Raw genomic sequence first — 15,823 nt, forward strand, 5'->3', positions numbered from 1 at the left:
GATAAGTGCCTTGTTGCAAATTTTTTTTACTTAATGAGTCCCAAGGATCGATAAATCAGAACAGCACACTCAGCCCGTGTCATGTCACGCTTTGGCTTAAATGTCTGATCTGGATAACCGGTGATAACTCGCTCAGTAGATAGAGCAGCCACCTCCGGTTTCGCCCACCAAGCAATTAACTTCGCGTCTTTATAGTTGGCTTGAGCTGTGGGGACATTACCTTGATATGCCGCATTAGCGATCATCTTAGCCGCTTGCTCCCGTGTGATTGGGTCAAATGGTCGGAACTCCTTCGCGCTGATCCCTTTAGCGACGCCATTTAGCACTGCGGCGGATAGTTCTGGCGCATACCACGCCGTTCGTTGTACGTCCTCAAAGGTAATGGCTACATCAGAGGCTTCTTGAAACTCCAAAGCACGTACGAGCATTGAAGTAAACTCCACGCGAGTCACTTGGCGGTCCGGTTCAAATTTGGAATTGGACACGCCTTTGACGATCCCCATGTCGAAAAGAGCAAGAATTTCTTCCTTAGCAAAGCTGTGGTCTATGTCCTGAAACCCGGCCTGATCCGTGTGAGTTTGAGACTCAGCTGTATTCGGATGCGTAGCTTCTTTCTCGTCTACAGGCGGTTTCGGTTGCAACAAACTGCTTCCACCAGATGATGGTAGTGGCAGCGTCTTACCAGTTGCTGATTTTGGTTTGGTTTTATCTCCAGCGCTGTTCTCTGTCCAGACAGTAAATGTATAGCTCTTATTCGCTGACAAATTGCTCGCGGTGTATGACTTTCCTTTACCACGATGTACTTCCTTCCCATTCACTGCATAGACAAAGACTTCATTCGTTAACTGACTATCTACTGTGACTGTCAGCGAAGATGTAGTCGGATTGCCAACAGACACCTCAAAGTTTGACGACGGTAGTGTCACAAATGGTGGAATCGGAGCTGCTTGACCTTCTCCGACGTCATTAATCGGGATGATCGACCAATTGTCATATTCTTTGGCACTTTCCAGACCACCAATTTCCTTAGCCGTTTCAGGGGCAGTGATGATACCAATAACATTGCCTTCACCATCAACGACCATGTACTGATCAGCACCTTCGACCGGATCGATAACGATTACGACAGAGTGCTCGCCTCGGTCTCCAACAGTGATTGGTTGACTCGATTGCGGATCGTCCGGATCGATGCCCCATTCACCCGGAAGAGTGCGTTGAGTGAAGCTGGATTTTTTTCCTTCGCCAGTCTCATTCACGGCGGATACGTAAACAGTATGAGTGGAGCCAGGCTTCAAATCTGTGATAGTGTAACTAGTTTCTTTTGTCTCTCCAATGATTTCATCCTGCTCGTTGTGAACTACATACTTCGTTGCGCTAATGACCTCGTTCCAAGCCAAGGTAAACTGAGTGGCTTGAACATTGTCTATCCGCACATCGGGGCTGGCTGGCAATGTTAATAATGTCTTAGCAGCAGCCTCACCATATCCCGATGCATTACCGGCCTGCACTTTCAACTGATAAGTTTCCCCAGCCCGTAAGTCGCTGAGCGAAATGTCAGTCCCAGATGTCTCAAAATACACGTCATCCGTTACTGTAACTTTGTATTTATCCGCTCCTGTTACTGGCTGCCAACTAAGCTTCGCCGTTGTATCGGAAATGTCTGTAATCAATAATTCACCCGGTTTGTCAGGCAAAGTGCGGACTGTTACTCTGTTGGCTACGCCAGTACCGCTCCGGTTTTCAGCGTAGACTTCAAATGTGTATTCAGTGCCTGAATTAAGAGAATCGATTTCAAATTGCTTTGTTTCAGGAGCTAATTCCTTTTCCTTCACTCCGTTCACCAGCACCACATATTTCTCAGCACCACGAACCGTATCAATTGAAAAGTTGACCACATCTTTACCAATCTCATCGACAGTAATCTTCGTCTTGCCCGGAAGCGTCAAAACCCCATTAAGATAAGCGATATCACCGAACCCAGATTCATTCTTAGCTGAAATCGAGTAATCATACTCTGTTCCGCTTTTCAGACCGGTGTCAGTAAAGGATAGATCAGACCCGCTATATCGACTTACTGCATCACGCAGCACTTCATACAGCGCTGCGGTTGGCGATACCGTCCATGACAACTCCACTTCTGTTTCTCTGATCTGAACGGATTGGAATTCGCCCGGAGCTGCTGGAAGAGATAAAAAGCCAAGTACACTACTCTGACCAGAGCCACTTGCATTATGAGCAGTTACAATTACAGTATACTGCTTGCCTCCCTCTAGTCCTGTTACTTGATGTGTTCCAGCGGTGTTAAGCTCCTCCTCATAAACAATATCAGATCCCTCTTTGATAGTGAGTTGGTAGCTTACAGCAGACTCAACATCATCAAACGAGACATTGACCGTCCCACTGTTATTTGGCACAAATGATACCTTCAAACCATCAACAGGAGCCGGAAGAGTGAGCACTTCAAACTGTTCACTCCATTCACTTTCTCCTACGTGATTCACCGCCTTTATGTGGTATTGATAAATCGATCCAGCAGCCAATCCTTCTTCCCTGATATGATCCGTTGGATGGTTCACTAACCATGAGCGTCCTGTTGTAATATTCTCAACTTTATACTGATATCCATCCCCTAAAGAGTGGTTTGGCAGTGACCATCCGATCTCGGACCAGTTCTCACCAATAGAATTGAGTTTTAAAACAGGAATATCCGGGGACAGTTGAAGTTGGTATGGCCCCGCTGAGATCGTGGTCTCTTTCCCTGCAATATCCTGTGCTTTAGCGTGAATATACCACTGACCTTCATTGGTAAGTGTAATATTTTCAATATCTTTTGCCGTATCCCATGAAGACGGAGTTTGGTTAGATTGAGTCACTTTGTAGTATTTATTGCTCAATCCACTATCATCAAAATAATGAATAGTGACAGATACAGGATCGCTTGTCCAAGTTGTATCAGAAGGACTAAATGAGATTTTAGGTGCCGATAAATCCTCCGTCACTGTAATATGACGCTGAAATACATCCGACCACAAATTGGCATCATTTAAAACTTTTAATGAGATTGTATACTCCCCTGCACCGTAAGCTAAAAAGTTACTTATCATGGTTGAACCAGAGTATATTTCAGTACCCTCTCTCTTAATACTCCAAACCCTTTGTGTAATGTTTCTGCCAGCCGGGTCATACGAATGATCTTGTATTTCAAGCGTTTTATACTTGGTCACTTGATCTGGAACTCGAAAATCTGCAATAGGCTTCAATGCAGTGGAACCGGTAGAAACATAACGTACCATTGGTTGGCTCCATGCTCCTTGATAATCCAATACTCTAAGTTGCACTAAATAGTCCTTACCCAAAGGAAGGTTGCCAGGAATCATGCCATCTGTCCATGTGGTGGCTGTTGTCTCGCGCCATTTCCACTCCGTTTGTGCAATCCCCTTTGTTGGTGTGGACTCCATGTCGAGATCATAGGACTGATTGTTAACGGTAATCGTGTAATTGCTAGTCCCCTTCGTAACTTTTAGTGTAAAATCTGCTACTGGTCTACGATGCACATAGAGATATTGTGGTGTAGGGTGGTCTTCGCCAAACCAGATTTCATAGCGCCCTGGTTTATCAAATTTCAGCGGCAAATCCTTTTGCCATCTTCCGCTCCATTGGGCTTGACCAGTACTGTTCTCATAATACGTACTATCATGTTCAATTTTCCAACGGCCATTTGGAAATTCTGGTGTTTGGGTATTATTCATGAATGAAGATGGATTAACCTCAAGATGATTATCCTCATCAAGGATCATGTATTGTGAACTGCCATTCGATCTGATTTTAGTGAAGATATAGTTTGCTAGTTGATCGATCGCAGTTGCATAGTTATTCCCATTAATAAATACTCCGTTACCATTGTTACGTGTAATAAAGGCATTGGCCTGTTCTTGGTTAGTTGAAGAGCCTATAGCTACGTAATCAACAGCGTTATTAATCATACGTGTTAAAATTTCTCCAGAAGCCGTTGTACTGTTTAAATCGGAAATCACATTATTATCAACATTGACAATAAAGCGATCTGACCCTTCCCTCCAGATTGGTTGCAATAATACCTCTCTGTATTGCTTTGGCTTTTTCGTTTCCATTTTTATATTTTTAAACGTAAAGGAAGATACAGAAGAGCAACCATGGCTTGTGTAGCTTGCAAATGGACCAAACCCATTCCCATACTTACTTGTTAAAGTGTAGTTATTTATTAACACTTGATTGTTATCCCACATATTAATACTAGTTGGAGTTACCTCAATTTTGACTTGATGTGAAGTCACCGCAAGTCTTGGAAATGTAGAAACCAGCCTTCCTGCATTGGCTAATGAATTATAAGTGCCATTTCGAAGCAGTTCTACATTTACCTGATTTAGCTCAAATAATTTGATTTCCGTTTGACCGAATAAAATAACATATCCTGAAACATATCCATTGTTAATGGTTGCATTAAATAAGAATCCAGCCCCTTCAAGTGTATGCCAGTCCATTTTTTGCTCTAAAACCTCGAACGTGAAAGTTTTTTTCTCCGCAGAGGAATCTGGCATGAACATAAAATCTTTATGAGCTTTATCAGTATAACCATAGAAACTTATATCCTTATTACTCACGATAATATGCCGATAAAGTGAGTTACCATACGGTTCTGGATAATTAATATGGTCATATATTTGCCAATCAAATGTATCTTCTGCTGTCATAGACTTCATTTCTAAAGCTTGTACTTGTAACTGATTAGCATCTACACCTTTAGCAGCTAATTTAGCCTTTAAATCCTGCTCGAAATTGGACAATTCTAAATTCGTGCTTCCTGCTGCCAGTGCAATGTCAATCTTAGGATCAGCCTTAATGCTGATCTGAACTTTATCATCAGCAAATGCACGTGGGCCTTGTCCAAGCAGTGTAGATGTAAACATAGCTACGGATATCAAAAAAATAAGTGACTTTCTAAACATTCTCTAACCTCCTGTTATAGAATAAGTCCCCTAATCACTGATCAGGGGACTCCGTACCAGATGGGGATGAGTAAACTTCATCAGGGCTTTGGGCAGCATTTACTTCTTTTTCTAAGGGAATCACATCTACGTTCACACCAGTCGGGGTGAAGTAAACCTCTCCTTCTTGTTGATACTTAATCAGTGCTGCTGCCACATCTGGATTAGTAGTCTCTACGACCGCAATGGCTGGGATCGGATTCTGATTCCCCGATCCTTCCCTCTGAGGTTCATAACCGTTCTGATTTTGTCTATCTTTAATGAGTAGACCTTTAAGCAAAGGATCATCAGAAGGAGTGACCAACTCGGATGGCTGTCGGTCTTGCCCCTTGATGTACACATAAGCATCAACAATGGTTCCCGGCTTAATCATGTCCCCGGCACTCTTAACCTGGTCCGTCTTGACACCAACAAACATCGCTCCGTCTTTTAATTCAAGACTTTCTCCAAATTTGCTTTCCTTAGCCGGGATAAGCATCGACTTGGAAACTGGTATTCCTTTAGGAATTCCAACCTCAGTTGTTACCCAAGATTCGCCTTCCAGCTCCTTCAAATCCCGGATAGCATCATCTGGAACTTCACTCTTCACAACATTACGTTGTACGAGCTTACCTTCCACCAGACTATACGGAGTTAAATTATCTGCTGCCACATAAACCAATTCCGTTGTCACCTGCTTATTGACGATGCTACTCTGAATAACAACGGCTACTCCAGCCAAAATTAAGGCGACAAATACGATGAGCAATCGTCGTGTGGCCTTATTCCATAATTTTTTCAAAATACATTTCACTCCCTGTTACTTAAATTCTCCAAGATAAGGTGTGTGGCGCTTGATAGTTAATGGATAAGAATTAAATCCTAAAATCCTACCCGCAACGAGTTTCACACGAGTATCAAACTGAGCTTCAATTCTCGGGATAGTTCCCAAGTAAGCCAGTGATACTGACAAGTTACCACTAGAAAAAAAGTCATTTGAAAGATCATCATTTAACTTCAAATTCCTTTTTAAAATAGTGTGTGCTGCTTCTCTGGCTAAAGCTTCATTCAGTGCCAGCCGACCACGTTGATTGTCTGTCTCTTTGGTACTGGCAATAATCGCACCATCCAGCGCCTGTTCTACTGCTTTTTCGATCTTGACGTGCGCGTTATAGACGACCAGAAAATCAGAAAGAAAATACAAAGCAAAGGCGCCGAATAATATCAGCGCCAGGTTTCGGAACATATTTCATCACTTCCTTCATCGGAAGAATGTGCGGGCTAAGCCATCTTGTTTAACCCTAATCGGAAGTTTTACCGTCTTGCCCAACGGTTTTAACCCGATACATTCATATTCCATACTAGCCTCAACCTCAACGGTATTTCCTCTTTCCACAAGTTTCGGAGTAGCCGTGAGAGTTACTCTAGCCGGATCAATGCCTGTTTTTTGCAAAAGTTTATCAAACTGCTCGCGATTCGCACTATCGTAACCATTCTCGGCCTTGATAACTTCAAGCAACTCATTTGTAGCAACAGTCAATTTCTGCTGCTGTACGATGTAACCGTACAGGTCGATACCAAGATAGAGAAAAATGGCTGCGACCAGCGTGAAAAACATGAGTGGAATGGAACCTACAGCTCCACGGTTATTCCTGAGCGGAGCTAGCCATGTTTTAAGCACCGAACTTCTCTCCCCTCCCGTGGCTTTTTTTGGTATTAATCATTAAGAAAGGTTGTCAAGTTTCCCTGTGATGGATTGCCAGAAAGTAGGGAGCCAGCCTTTGATCAAGCCCCATACAACCACAATAGCAAGTACAGCTAACAGGGCGTAACCCAAAATTTCTACGATTGAAGCCCCCTGTTGATTTTGTAAAGGTCTTGCCAGTCTGAGTACAACTGTTTCAGTACGAACTACCAACTTCTCAGCCACACCATTTTTCCAAGTTACCACTTTGTTCATAAATCTTTTCATTCCAATTACCTCCTGAATTTTATAAGTTTTGAATTTGTGAAAAAATATCAATAAAAGCAATAATGACGGCTGCAAAAGCGTGAAGAGCCACCAGAATATATAGCGTCTTAATCTTCTCTGGCTGGCTACGGGTGACTTCCTTTAGCGCAGCAAGCCGGAGTTTCCGGAGATCCCCCTTAATGCTGTCGAAGTACTTCTTGGCTTCTCCGTAACCGCTATTAATCCCAATCTTTACCGCAGCAGCAAAGTCCCGCATGACGGGAACATCGGTTTCAGCTGCAAACAAATCTACGGCATCGGTGAGTTTCATAATGCGGATGTTGGCATTGAGCCGTGCCAGCATTTTCTTCATCCGGGGACCACTCGTTTCCTCCAGCCTCTGAATTGTCGTCATGAATGACTTACCTGTTTCGAGAGCGATCATCATTTTGCTTATGAGCTGCGGCAAATCCCTTGTGATCTCTTCCTGCCTGCGCTTATAGGCCTTGGTTATTTCACCAAGTTGCGCAAAAAAGAACACAGCTACTGCCAACGGTATGGCTAAAAACAGAACTGGAAGATCGAGCAGAAAAGGAAGCACTAAAAAAGGAAGGCTCCCGGCAAGCGATTTAACCGCTTTGTCAGCAAGCTCTTCCTCAAAGGTGTTTTCTTTTCCAAGCAGATTGTACATCCGACGAAGCTTCACATTAAAAATTGGCAGCCGAAGATTGAGTAACTTCGGCATGAGCCTTTCTGCAAACATAACCGTGATTGGGTCCATTTTCAGTTGCCGTAACTCTCTGTGATTTTTCTGAAGTAACGCTGCCTGATTCGCATAGCGCTTTTCCATATCGAAACTGGGCAACAAAACTTTTAATGCCAGTCCGGAAATAATCATGACGGACAGAAACAGCAAGATATTAGATACAATCAATGGACATCCCCCCTTTTTAAACTTTGTCGAGATTAAGCGACAGGTAATCGTCGCCTTTTCCTATAGAAAACAGCGTTGCGGCTGCAAAGGAAACTATATAAATCTGACCATGCAAAGTATTTAAAAAGACATTTGCATTGCCATTGTTCATAAAGGACATCATGACTGGCATCATCCACGCCATACCGATGACAGTAAAGAGCTGTTTTCGTTTGCTTTTAGCTTCAATGTCCAGTTCCTGAATCTGAGTGATATCCTCTCCAATCTCATCCACGGTTTCCTTCAAACTATCCAATGACTGAGGATGAAATCCTTCCATCTGAGCCATTCTGAGCTTATCCAAGAAGTCTTCCATCTTTCTGATCTTCAGTTCACTTAACATCTCTTCAAAAACTCGATCAATCGGAAGCCCCACGCGTAATTGATTTGATGCTTTTTCGAAGATCGGCTTAGTCACACCGTCCATATCAAGCACTGCATTTTCTAATGCTTTCTGGACGTTCGGAAAATCAGTTAGCTTGCTGATAAAAAGACGCAAGTTTGAAGGAAGATCGAACAGGACGTTTTGTCTGATTTTTCGTTTCACTTTCAGGACAATCGTTCTTGGCAATGTAAAAGACAATACGGCTCCCAAGGCAATAAAAAAGTAGTTTCCTGTGAACAAGGCAATCAAGCCGATCAAACCAACGGAAAACATAACCAGGAAAGCGAACTCCCGAAAGGTGAGTGACCACCCAACCGTCTCCGCTTCCTTACGCACTTGCTCATAACCAAGAAACTTGGAGAGTGTGAATCCCTTACCTGCATTGGCATTAGGAACGACCAGCAGCAATGTTACAAGAGACAAAGCAAAAAAGTAAATGAAACTGACCCATAATGACATTACTCACTCCTCCTCACACCAACGAGATATTGTTTCTTCAGGAGCGCCTTCGGCAATCAGTTTTCGTTTTAGCTTTGTCAGCTTTCCCGTCTGATTAAATCGACGACGAACTGGATCATATTGAAATATTGGTTGAATAATCGGCTTATCACCTTCAAAACCAATCAATTCACCAATTTCAAAGACCACCCTTTTCCCAGTACTCGCTTCATATTTCTGAAACAAAATCAGGTCAAAGGACATGACGATCTGTGATGCAGTCATAGGATTATTTCCTGAAAGTTGTAAAAACCGCACAGCAGCCTCCTCCGTCCCGTTGGCATGTATCGTCAGGTGGACAATATGTCCTGTGTTCGCAGCCACAAGGGCTTGGCTGGCAGCAAATTCATCCCGTACCTCACCGATCAAAATAACATCAGGATTCTGTCGAAGGCTCGTTTTCACAAGTTTCGGAATGGGATAAGCTTTTCGATCATCCTCATGCTCCTTTACAATTACGGAAGCGATATTGGGATAATCCTGATAGCTAAGCTTAGCTTTGAGCAACATTTCCTCGGAATCCTCAATACAGAAAAATCGGGTCAATGGATCGTAGTACTGAGGAAAGCGTATGAGTTGCGTGGTTTTTCCGCTATTCGTTCCCCCCGCGATGATGCAGTTTACCCCATAAGGTAGAACATCCTTAAGAAATTCGGATATTTCCTTTGAAATGTTTCCGTAAGAAATACATTCCTCATCCGAAAATACATCCGGCGGAAATTTGCGAATGGAGATGATCGGGCTGTGGGTACTGACCCCTCCCCTAGTCACATCCATGATTACATTGATACGGAACCCGCGATAATTCGCGTCAATAACAGGCTCATTTGCAGTAAGTGTCTTACCAATTGGCATAAGCATTTTATCAATGGTCTGATAAATATGATCGTTGTCGCGAAAACGAATTTCGGTCATATGCACAGGAAACCCATTGCGCTCAACAATCACTTCCGCAGGAGCGTTAATCTCAATACTGCTAATTGCTGGATCATCCAGTGCCGGCTGCAACACGCCCATCTCCGTAATTTCAGTACGGATATAGTCAATAACTTCGCCAATATCCATGCTAAATTTCAAGTCTCGCTGATCCCGGATAAAGTCTGAGATATGGTATTTGACCCTGTTCCGTGCTTGCTCATCAATGATTGCCCGGACAAACTCATCATTGTAGTTTGTGATAAGGTATTGCTGCGTCCGCTCCAGCAAAGTCTTTAGGTTTTCGTCGTCCGTCTTGCTGCGAGTACTGGTTGCCTTAATTTCAGGCCGACGGTACTGTACGAACTCTGCCGGATTGATCAATCCGATAGCCATCCTTTTCTCCCTCCCATAATGCAAATAATTGTTCTGGACGGCTTAGAATAGGTTCTTCCTTAAAGTCACTATTTCTAAACTCGTTACTAAATAAGCTTACATTCTGCACATCGTAGTCCTGTTTTAGCGTTTTGTAGGCTGCATAAGTACGAATAATTTCAACCGGCTCATTCATATTTAGCACGACTTGATCTGCTTCTTTTAACGAGAAAAAGGTCATTGGATGAATCAGTTGCCCCTGCAGGACCGTAAAGACGTAGTGATATCCAGACAAATGGACTTTCAAATACGCGGGCAATTCACTCAGCGTCTTTTCTTGCTGTAGCTTAATCAGCGTAGGGCTGTCAGGCTTGCTCTTGGGCTGAATCAGTAATCCATCAAACCCATCAAAGTGATGTAAATACTGGTGAATCCCCTGTAGCATCCCCCTATCATAGTCAATCAGCAACTGATCCACCGACTGTGCATGCTCCAGCTCCGACACCCCCATGCGGTAAGCCACGCGCGGCAAACCCAAACATGGAAACTCAACAACCACGGCCGTTTCTTCCCGTTTTTTTACCAGATTCAACAGCTTCTCTAAGAGAAGTGAAGAATCTGTACCCGCTGGGTTCCATAGTGCAACCATAACGCCTGTCGGTGAGCGCGGTGGTTCTTTTTCTTTCTTCCATCTAAGCATTTCGTGTCTCCTTTCCGAATAAAAATCACGGGGATTAGATGTTCCCCTCATTCTTAAATAAAAAAAGCCTCCACTCAAAAATAGAGTAGAGGCTTACTTTATTGTATTTAGGCGAGAAGACTCCATCCTCAGCGAAGCAGGGTGGAGATGAATCGCCTTCGGACAAGGGATAACCCTCAACAATCTAACTAGTATTTTTCAAATAATGGGGATACTTTCACATGAATGTATACTATAATAGAAACAAATGTTCCTGTGAAAAGAGGTGAGTATCATGCTAGTCAATAAAGCATATAAGTTTCGCATCTATCCGAATAAAGAACAAGAAATTCTAATTGCCAAAACGATTGGTTGCAGTCGATTTGTGTTTAATTATTTTTTGGACAAGTGGAATCAAGCATACAAAGAAAACGGCAAAGGCTTAACCTACCATGCTTGTTCCGCCAGACTTCCCCACCTCAAGAAAGAATTCGCATGGTTAAAAGAAGTCGATAGCATTGCGATTCAATCCTCACTCAAAAACCTCGCTGATTCGTTTTCTCGTTTCTTCAAGAAACAGAATAAAGCACCACGTTTCAAGTCTAAGAAGAATAAGGTACAATCTTACACGACAAAGCACACAAACAATAATATCGCCATTGTTGGTAACAAAATCAAATTACCGAAACTGGGTCTTGTTCGTTTTGCAAAAAGTCGCGAACTTGAAGGTCGAATTCTTAACGTTACAGTTAGACGTCATCCAAGTGGCAAATACTCAGTATCCATTCTTGTCGAAACAGAAGTGAATCCATTACCAAAAACAGATTCTGCTATTGGTATTGATGTTGGGTTAAAAGACTTTGCGATCTTGTCAGACGAAACAGTATATAAGAATCCTAAATTCTTCCGTACATTGGAGAAAAAATTAGCAAAAGCACAACGTATACTGTCAAGACGAAAAAAAGGTTCTTCGAATTGGCATAAACAACGAATCAAGGTTGCAAGGTTACATGAAAAAATGACGAACGCAAGAAAGGATTACCTGCATAAAATCTCTACCGAAATCATCAAAAACCACGATGTCATCGGGATTGAAGATTTGCAAGTATCCAATCTGTTAAAGAACTACAAATTAGCAAAAGCTATTAGTGAAGTAAGTTGGTCAGAGTTTCGCACCATGCTTGAATACAAGGCAAAATGGTACGGAAAACAGGTTATAACAGTTGCGAAAACCTTCCCTTCCAGTCAACTATGTTCTAGTTGTGGCTACCGCAACAAAGACGTTAAGAATCTCGCATTGCGTGAGTGGGAATGCAAAGAATGTGGTACACATCACGACAGGGATATTAACGCAAGTAGGAATCTTAAAAATGAAGCCATAAGACTTCTAACCGCAGGAACTGCGGGGATAGCCTAATAAAAAACTTTCGGTTACGAAGGTGTTCTTAGGAATCTCCATCTTCAAATTTCGTAAGAAATTAAGGTGGAGTAGTTCAATGTACAAACCATCGTTTTCTTTTTGCCTTGGGCTGCTCCAGCCAATAAGCAAGTTCCCCTGCATCCGTAAATGGATTAGCCTCTAGAAGATTCATAATAGAGGTTATAGATGGGAACATCTCTCTAAATTCCTTGATCATATCTTCATCGGCATAGTTAATGATGAATGATGATTTTCTCAAGAGAACAGAGAGTTCGTTCAGATGTTGGACGATATAGTGCAAATCCCATGGTGCAGCTGAGAGCGTAATGAGTTGATATGGGCAACGCAAAAATTCTTGCGCAGCCGAATTCATTTTTAATCTTCCTTCGTTCTCATCCACCAATACGCCAAGGTCAAGAATAACTGAGTCATACTCGAGCGTATAAACTTCAGCTACATCAAATGGTGAACGATTAGGGAAGAAATCAATACCGTGTCGCTTGAACTTTAAACCGTCAAAATCTGTAGCAAAACTCACGATGTCTGATGGTCTGGGCTTATTCCTATATTCAACAAAAGCCGTTTTCAATCCCTTACTCGCTGTCTCATAGGCAATCTGGAGGGCTGTGTGTGTATTCCCACTCCTACGTGCCAGTCCCCCAACTGCAACGATGTAGGGCTGGGATACATGGATCGGCATTTTCTCCGGTTGAGAATCGGTTTTCTTCTGCTTATCCACGTTTACATATTCCTGTTTTTCTTCTATAGTCACAGGACTCTCTACATGATCTGTTAACTCCCGGGCTTCTCTCTCTTTACTTTCATCATTTACCGGTACAGTATTTTTTTCAGCCCGTTTAAATCCCCTTGTCCAGTCAGACAACAGCGTCTGGACCTTTCCCTTATTCTTCTCTAAAGAGAACCCAACTTTCCTCTCAACTTTCTTTTGAGAAGGTAATTCAGGATTAAAGCCAGGAATATCAGCCAATGTTTTTTTCGTTTGAATCCATCTTTGTACATCCTCTATCCCGAATTGTTCGGCGGCATAAACATCATATATACCGTACATCCCCAAACTTCTTTGCCACTCGCTATCTACTTCTGGCAAGATAACAATCAGTCTTGTATCTGGTACGCGCATACGCACTTCCTTCAAGAAGTTCACACAATCCTGCCTATGTACTACTCCTAGACCTCCATCAACAATTGCGATTTCCGCATCTACCTGCCCTGCTGATGCAGCAACGGCAAACTGCTCAAGCGTTACATCCGTACCAGCAATAAAATAACCTTGTGTTTCTAAAGCTTCAGCAAGTGGCGTTAGAATGGACAAATCAAACACCAGGTGTAGTTTCACTGTTCGCTCCTCCCTTATCATCAAACAACCAGTTCAAAATAGACATAACCCCGTCAAATATCTGCGGCCAGAAATTAATAATTAGATAACCAATTATGGATAAAAATAAAACCAAAAATGCAAGTGACAACAACTTTTTATAGAATAGACCACCGATAAGCAAGATTAGAAAAATGGCAAGTGCGAGATAAATATAAAAGTTACTTCCTGACCGAACAGCAGAAAAAAGTTCCTCTCCCTTTTCATTTAAGCGATTCCCCACTTTTTCAGGATCAAATGCCTTAGAATTGTCTTTGATCTCCTGAGTTATAGATGCTTCAATAGATGCATCATTTAAAGCAAAAGCCGTATTTAAGGGGACATGGCTGACCAGTAAAATAATCGCCATTAACAACGCCCGTACTTTTAAAATCATCTGTACTCCTCCATTTTATAGCAAAACAAAAACAACCCCTGATTATAGAGGTTGTTGTTTTGGTATATTTTTACAATTAAAAGCCCATAGCTTCGCTAAGGACAATACTATTGTATCTCGACTTTGGACACCCGTCAATCCCCTAATTGGGATAATTGTTCATAAATACTAGTTACGTTCTTAACCCAATTTGAACCTGTTGCATATACCCCGTTTGGATTTTCAGGATCGCTCAACCATGCGATAGGACTAACTGTAGATGGTTTCCCCTTCGAAAGCTTTACTATCGTCTTGGCTGCAATTATAGCGGCATCCTTGGTTGTTAATTCAGCTCCCTTCCCCTCTTTCCAGCTTCCAAAGACATTCCATGGATTCTTCACTATCTTATCAGCATACTTATTGCTTTTTGGAACAAAAGATTGTTCTGCTCCAGTGATAGCAATTAGCAAATAAGGATCAACCCCTTGAGCTTTTGCCGCATCGTCAATCATGGTTAATATCTCTTTTGTAGCCAACATTGAATTTCGTTTGCCTAACCATTCAAGTAATACAGGAATATCCAAAGGGCGGTAAGTCAATATATCGGATGATTCTTCATAACCGAAATAAACCAGCGGATTCACAGGCTCTCCATTTACACGTACTTCAAAGTGCAAATGCGGTCCCGTTGAACCGCCAGTATTCCCCGACTCTGCAATCTCTTCCCCTGCCTCTACCGTTTGTCCTGATTCCACCTTAACCTTATTCAGATGATAATACCTCGTCTCCATACCGCCATCATGTTGAATCATAATCGCATTGCCTGCGTTACCCAAAAAGTCAGCAAAGATCACCTTACCGGATTTCGCAGCATAAACAGGTGTACCAATCGGTACTCCAATATCAACGCCCGCGTGCAGTTTTATCAGCCCTGTGATTGGATGGACTCGGCTACCAAAAGTTGATGTGATCTTACTTCCCTCTGTTGGCCAAACTAATCCCCCAATAACTGGAGACCAGCCAATTAGAGGATTTCCTTCGCCGTCACCATCAGAAAGATATGAAAGCCAGTATTCTAAAAGAAAGTCCTGATCTTCTACTCTCTTTGCACCATGAGCAATAAGGATTTCTCTTAATGGCTCCCAATCTTCGCTGTACATTGGTTCAATCCGTTGTAATTTGTCTTGGGTTACCGTTGTTGTCAACTCGCCGCATGGAGACGGTGACGTTTCAGTTGTTGTTTCCGAAGCATAAGTATAGACATAATCATTTTGAATCGTCTCTGCCTTTTTCAGAAGAAGAACGGGCTGACGCTCACTCACTGTTGACTTTTTGTACGTAACTTCACCTTCCTCATCTTCATTTCGAAGACAGACCTCTTTCGCCGTGACAATCTCAGAATTTTTCCAGGTGAACTTGGGGCGTACTTCTTCAAAAGTCTCCTCTGGTTTCAGCACAACTTCTTTGACGTTTTCATCTAAAAATGTGTTAAAAAAAGAAGGATCGTTCAATGAACGATCCACCTGAGCAAGCCACTGCCAATTCAAGGCGTAGCTTTGAACCTGTACTTCCTGCTCCGCTGTTAATTCTTCATGCCAGCGATCAGCAATGCTCTGATACTCATCAAACAACTGTTCATCCGTTTCTTCTTTCGTCCCATAGAAGAAACCAGATGTGCGCTCCTTAACCGTATCAAGCGTCCCCATCACTGACTGCTTCGGCAGCTCGAAAATCATAAAATAGATCAAAAATAGCAGCAGTACAATTCCTCCAATAGCAAGTGCGTAGGGGAGAATTGCTTTGAGTATTGCCTTGACCGCTTTATCAAGAAGAAGCTTGCCACCTTGTTTTAATATTTTTTCAATATCCATTT

General features: G+C 42.5%; 13 protein-coding genes. 1 reads left to right on the plus strand and 12 read right to left on the minus strand.

The genetic code is table 11. The features are described from left to right. Positions 1 to 26 precede the first annotated feature (26 nt). From ACSFXJ_RS19820 to ACSFXJ_RS19860, 9 genes are read right to left on the minus strand one after another with little or no spacing between them, the layout of a single operon-like run. Positions 27 to 4,985 (minus strand): fibronectin type III domain-containing protein, encoded by a 4,959-nt coding sequence (locus tag ACSFXJ_RS19820; protein ID WP_435922107.1) that lies wholly within the window; start codon positions 4,983 to 4,985, stop codon positions 27 to 29. Positions 4,986 to 5,019: 34 nt separating this feature from the next. After that, a complete protein-coding gene (gene cpaB, locus ACSFXJ_RS19825) occupies positions 5,020 to 5,805 on the minus strand; it encodes a Flp pilus assembly protein CpaB (protein ID WP_036645517.1) in 786 nt (261 codons plus the stop codon). Between the two features lie 18 nt (positions 5,806 to 5,823). Next, the gene (locus ACSFXJ_RS19830; protein WP_435922108.1) at positions 5,824 to 6,249 is read right to left on the minus strand and encodes a hypothetical protein; all 426 of its coding nucleotides are present in this window, start codon (positions 6,247 to 6,249) and stop codon (positions 5,824 to 5,826) included. Positions 6,250 to 6,264: 15 nt separating this feature from the next. Then, positions 6,265 to 6,684 (minus strand): DUF4320 family protein, encoded by a 420-nt coding sequence (locus ACSFXJ_RS19835; protein ID WP_435922109.1) that lies wholly within the window; start codon positions 6,682 to 6,684, stop codon positions 6,265 to 6,267. Between the two features lie 42 nt (positions 6,685 to 6,726). Then, positions 6,727 to 6,975: a hypothetical protein gene (locus ACSFXJ_RS19840; protein WP_036714855.1), complete on the minus strand. Its 249-nt coding sequence runs from the start codon at positions 6,973 to 6,975 to the stop codon at positions 6,727 to 6,729. A gap of 19 nt (positions 6,976 to 6,994) precedes the next feature. Then, a complete protein-coding gene (locus ACSFXJ_RS19845) occupies positions 6,995 to 7,888 on the minus strand; it encodes a hypothetical protein (protein ID WP_435922110.1) in 894 nt (297 codons plus the stop codon). Between the two features lie 16 nt (positions 7,889 to 7,904). After that, entirely contained in the window at positions 7,905 to 8,771 is an 867-nt protein-coding gene (locus ACSFXJ_RS19850) for a type II secretion system F family protein (protein ID WP_009225526.1), read from the minus strand. Between the two features lie 3 nt (positions 8,772 to 8,774). Beyond that, positions 8,775 to 10,121, minus strand: coding sequence for an ATPase, T2SS/T4P/T4SS family (locus tag ACSFXJ_RS19855; protein ID WP_435922111.1), 1,347 nt, complete (start codon positions 10,119 to 10,121; stop codon positions 8,775 to 8,777). Continuing rightward, positions 10,069 to 10,800 carry a hypothetical protein gene (locus tag ACSFXJ_RS19860; RefSeq protein WP_009225528.1) on the minus strand — a complete coding sequence of 244 codons (732 nt, stop codon included), beginning with the start codon at positions 10,798 to 10,800 and terminating at the stop codon, positions 10,069 to 10,071. Before ACSFXJ_RS19860 ends, ACSFXJ_RS19855 begins: the two co-directional genes overlap by 53 nt. A gap of 274 nt (positions 10,801 to 11,074) precedes the next feature. Here ACSFXJ_RS19860 and tnpB point away from each other — a divergent pair, with 274 nt between their 5' ends. Continuing rightward, on the plus strand, positions 11,075 to 12,196 hold the full coding sequence (tnpB, locus tag ACSFXJ_RS19865) for an IS200/IS605 family element RNA-guided endonuclease TnpB (RefSeq protein WP_144870681.1): 1,122 nt from the start codon (positions 11,075 to 11,077) through the stop codon (positions 12,194 to 12,196). A gap of 76 nt (positions 12,197 to 12,272) precedes the next feature. On the opposite strand, the gene ACSFXJ_RS19870 is transcribed toward tnpB, so the two are convergent. From ACSFXJ_RS19870 to ACSFXJ_RS19880, 3 genes are all read right to left on the minus strand, one after another. Continuing rightward, on the minus strand, positions 12,273 to 13,556 hold the full coding sequence (locus ACSFXJ_RS19870; RefSeq protein WP_435922112.1) for a hypothetical protein: 1,284 nt from the start codon (positions 13,554 to 13,556) through the stop codon (positions 12,273 to 12,275). Further along, entirely contained in the window at positions 13,534 to 13,971 is a 438-nt protein-coding gene (locus ACSFXJ_RS19875) for a hypothetical protein (RefSeq protein WP_036714847.1), read from the minus strand. Before ACSFXJ_RS19875 ends, ACSFXJ_RS19870 begins: the two co-directional genes overlap by 23 nt. A gap of 134 nt (positions 13,972 to 14,105) precedes the next feature. Beyond that, positions 14,106 to 15,821, minus strand: a complete 1,716-nt coding sequence (locus ACSFXJ_RS19880) for a M23 family metallopeptidase (RefSeq protein WP_120464974.1) — start codon at positions 15,819 to 15,821, stop codon at positions 14,106 to 14,108. Between the last annotated feature and the right edge of the window lie 2 nt (positions 15,822 to 15,823).

The organism is Paenibacillus salivarius (genome assembly GCF_051307165.1).
GTDB lineage: Bacteria > Bacillota > Bacilli > Paenibacillales > Paenibacillaceae > Fontibacillus.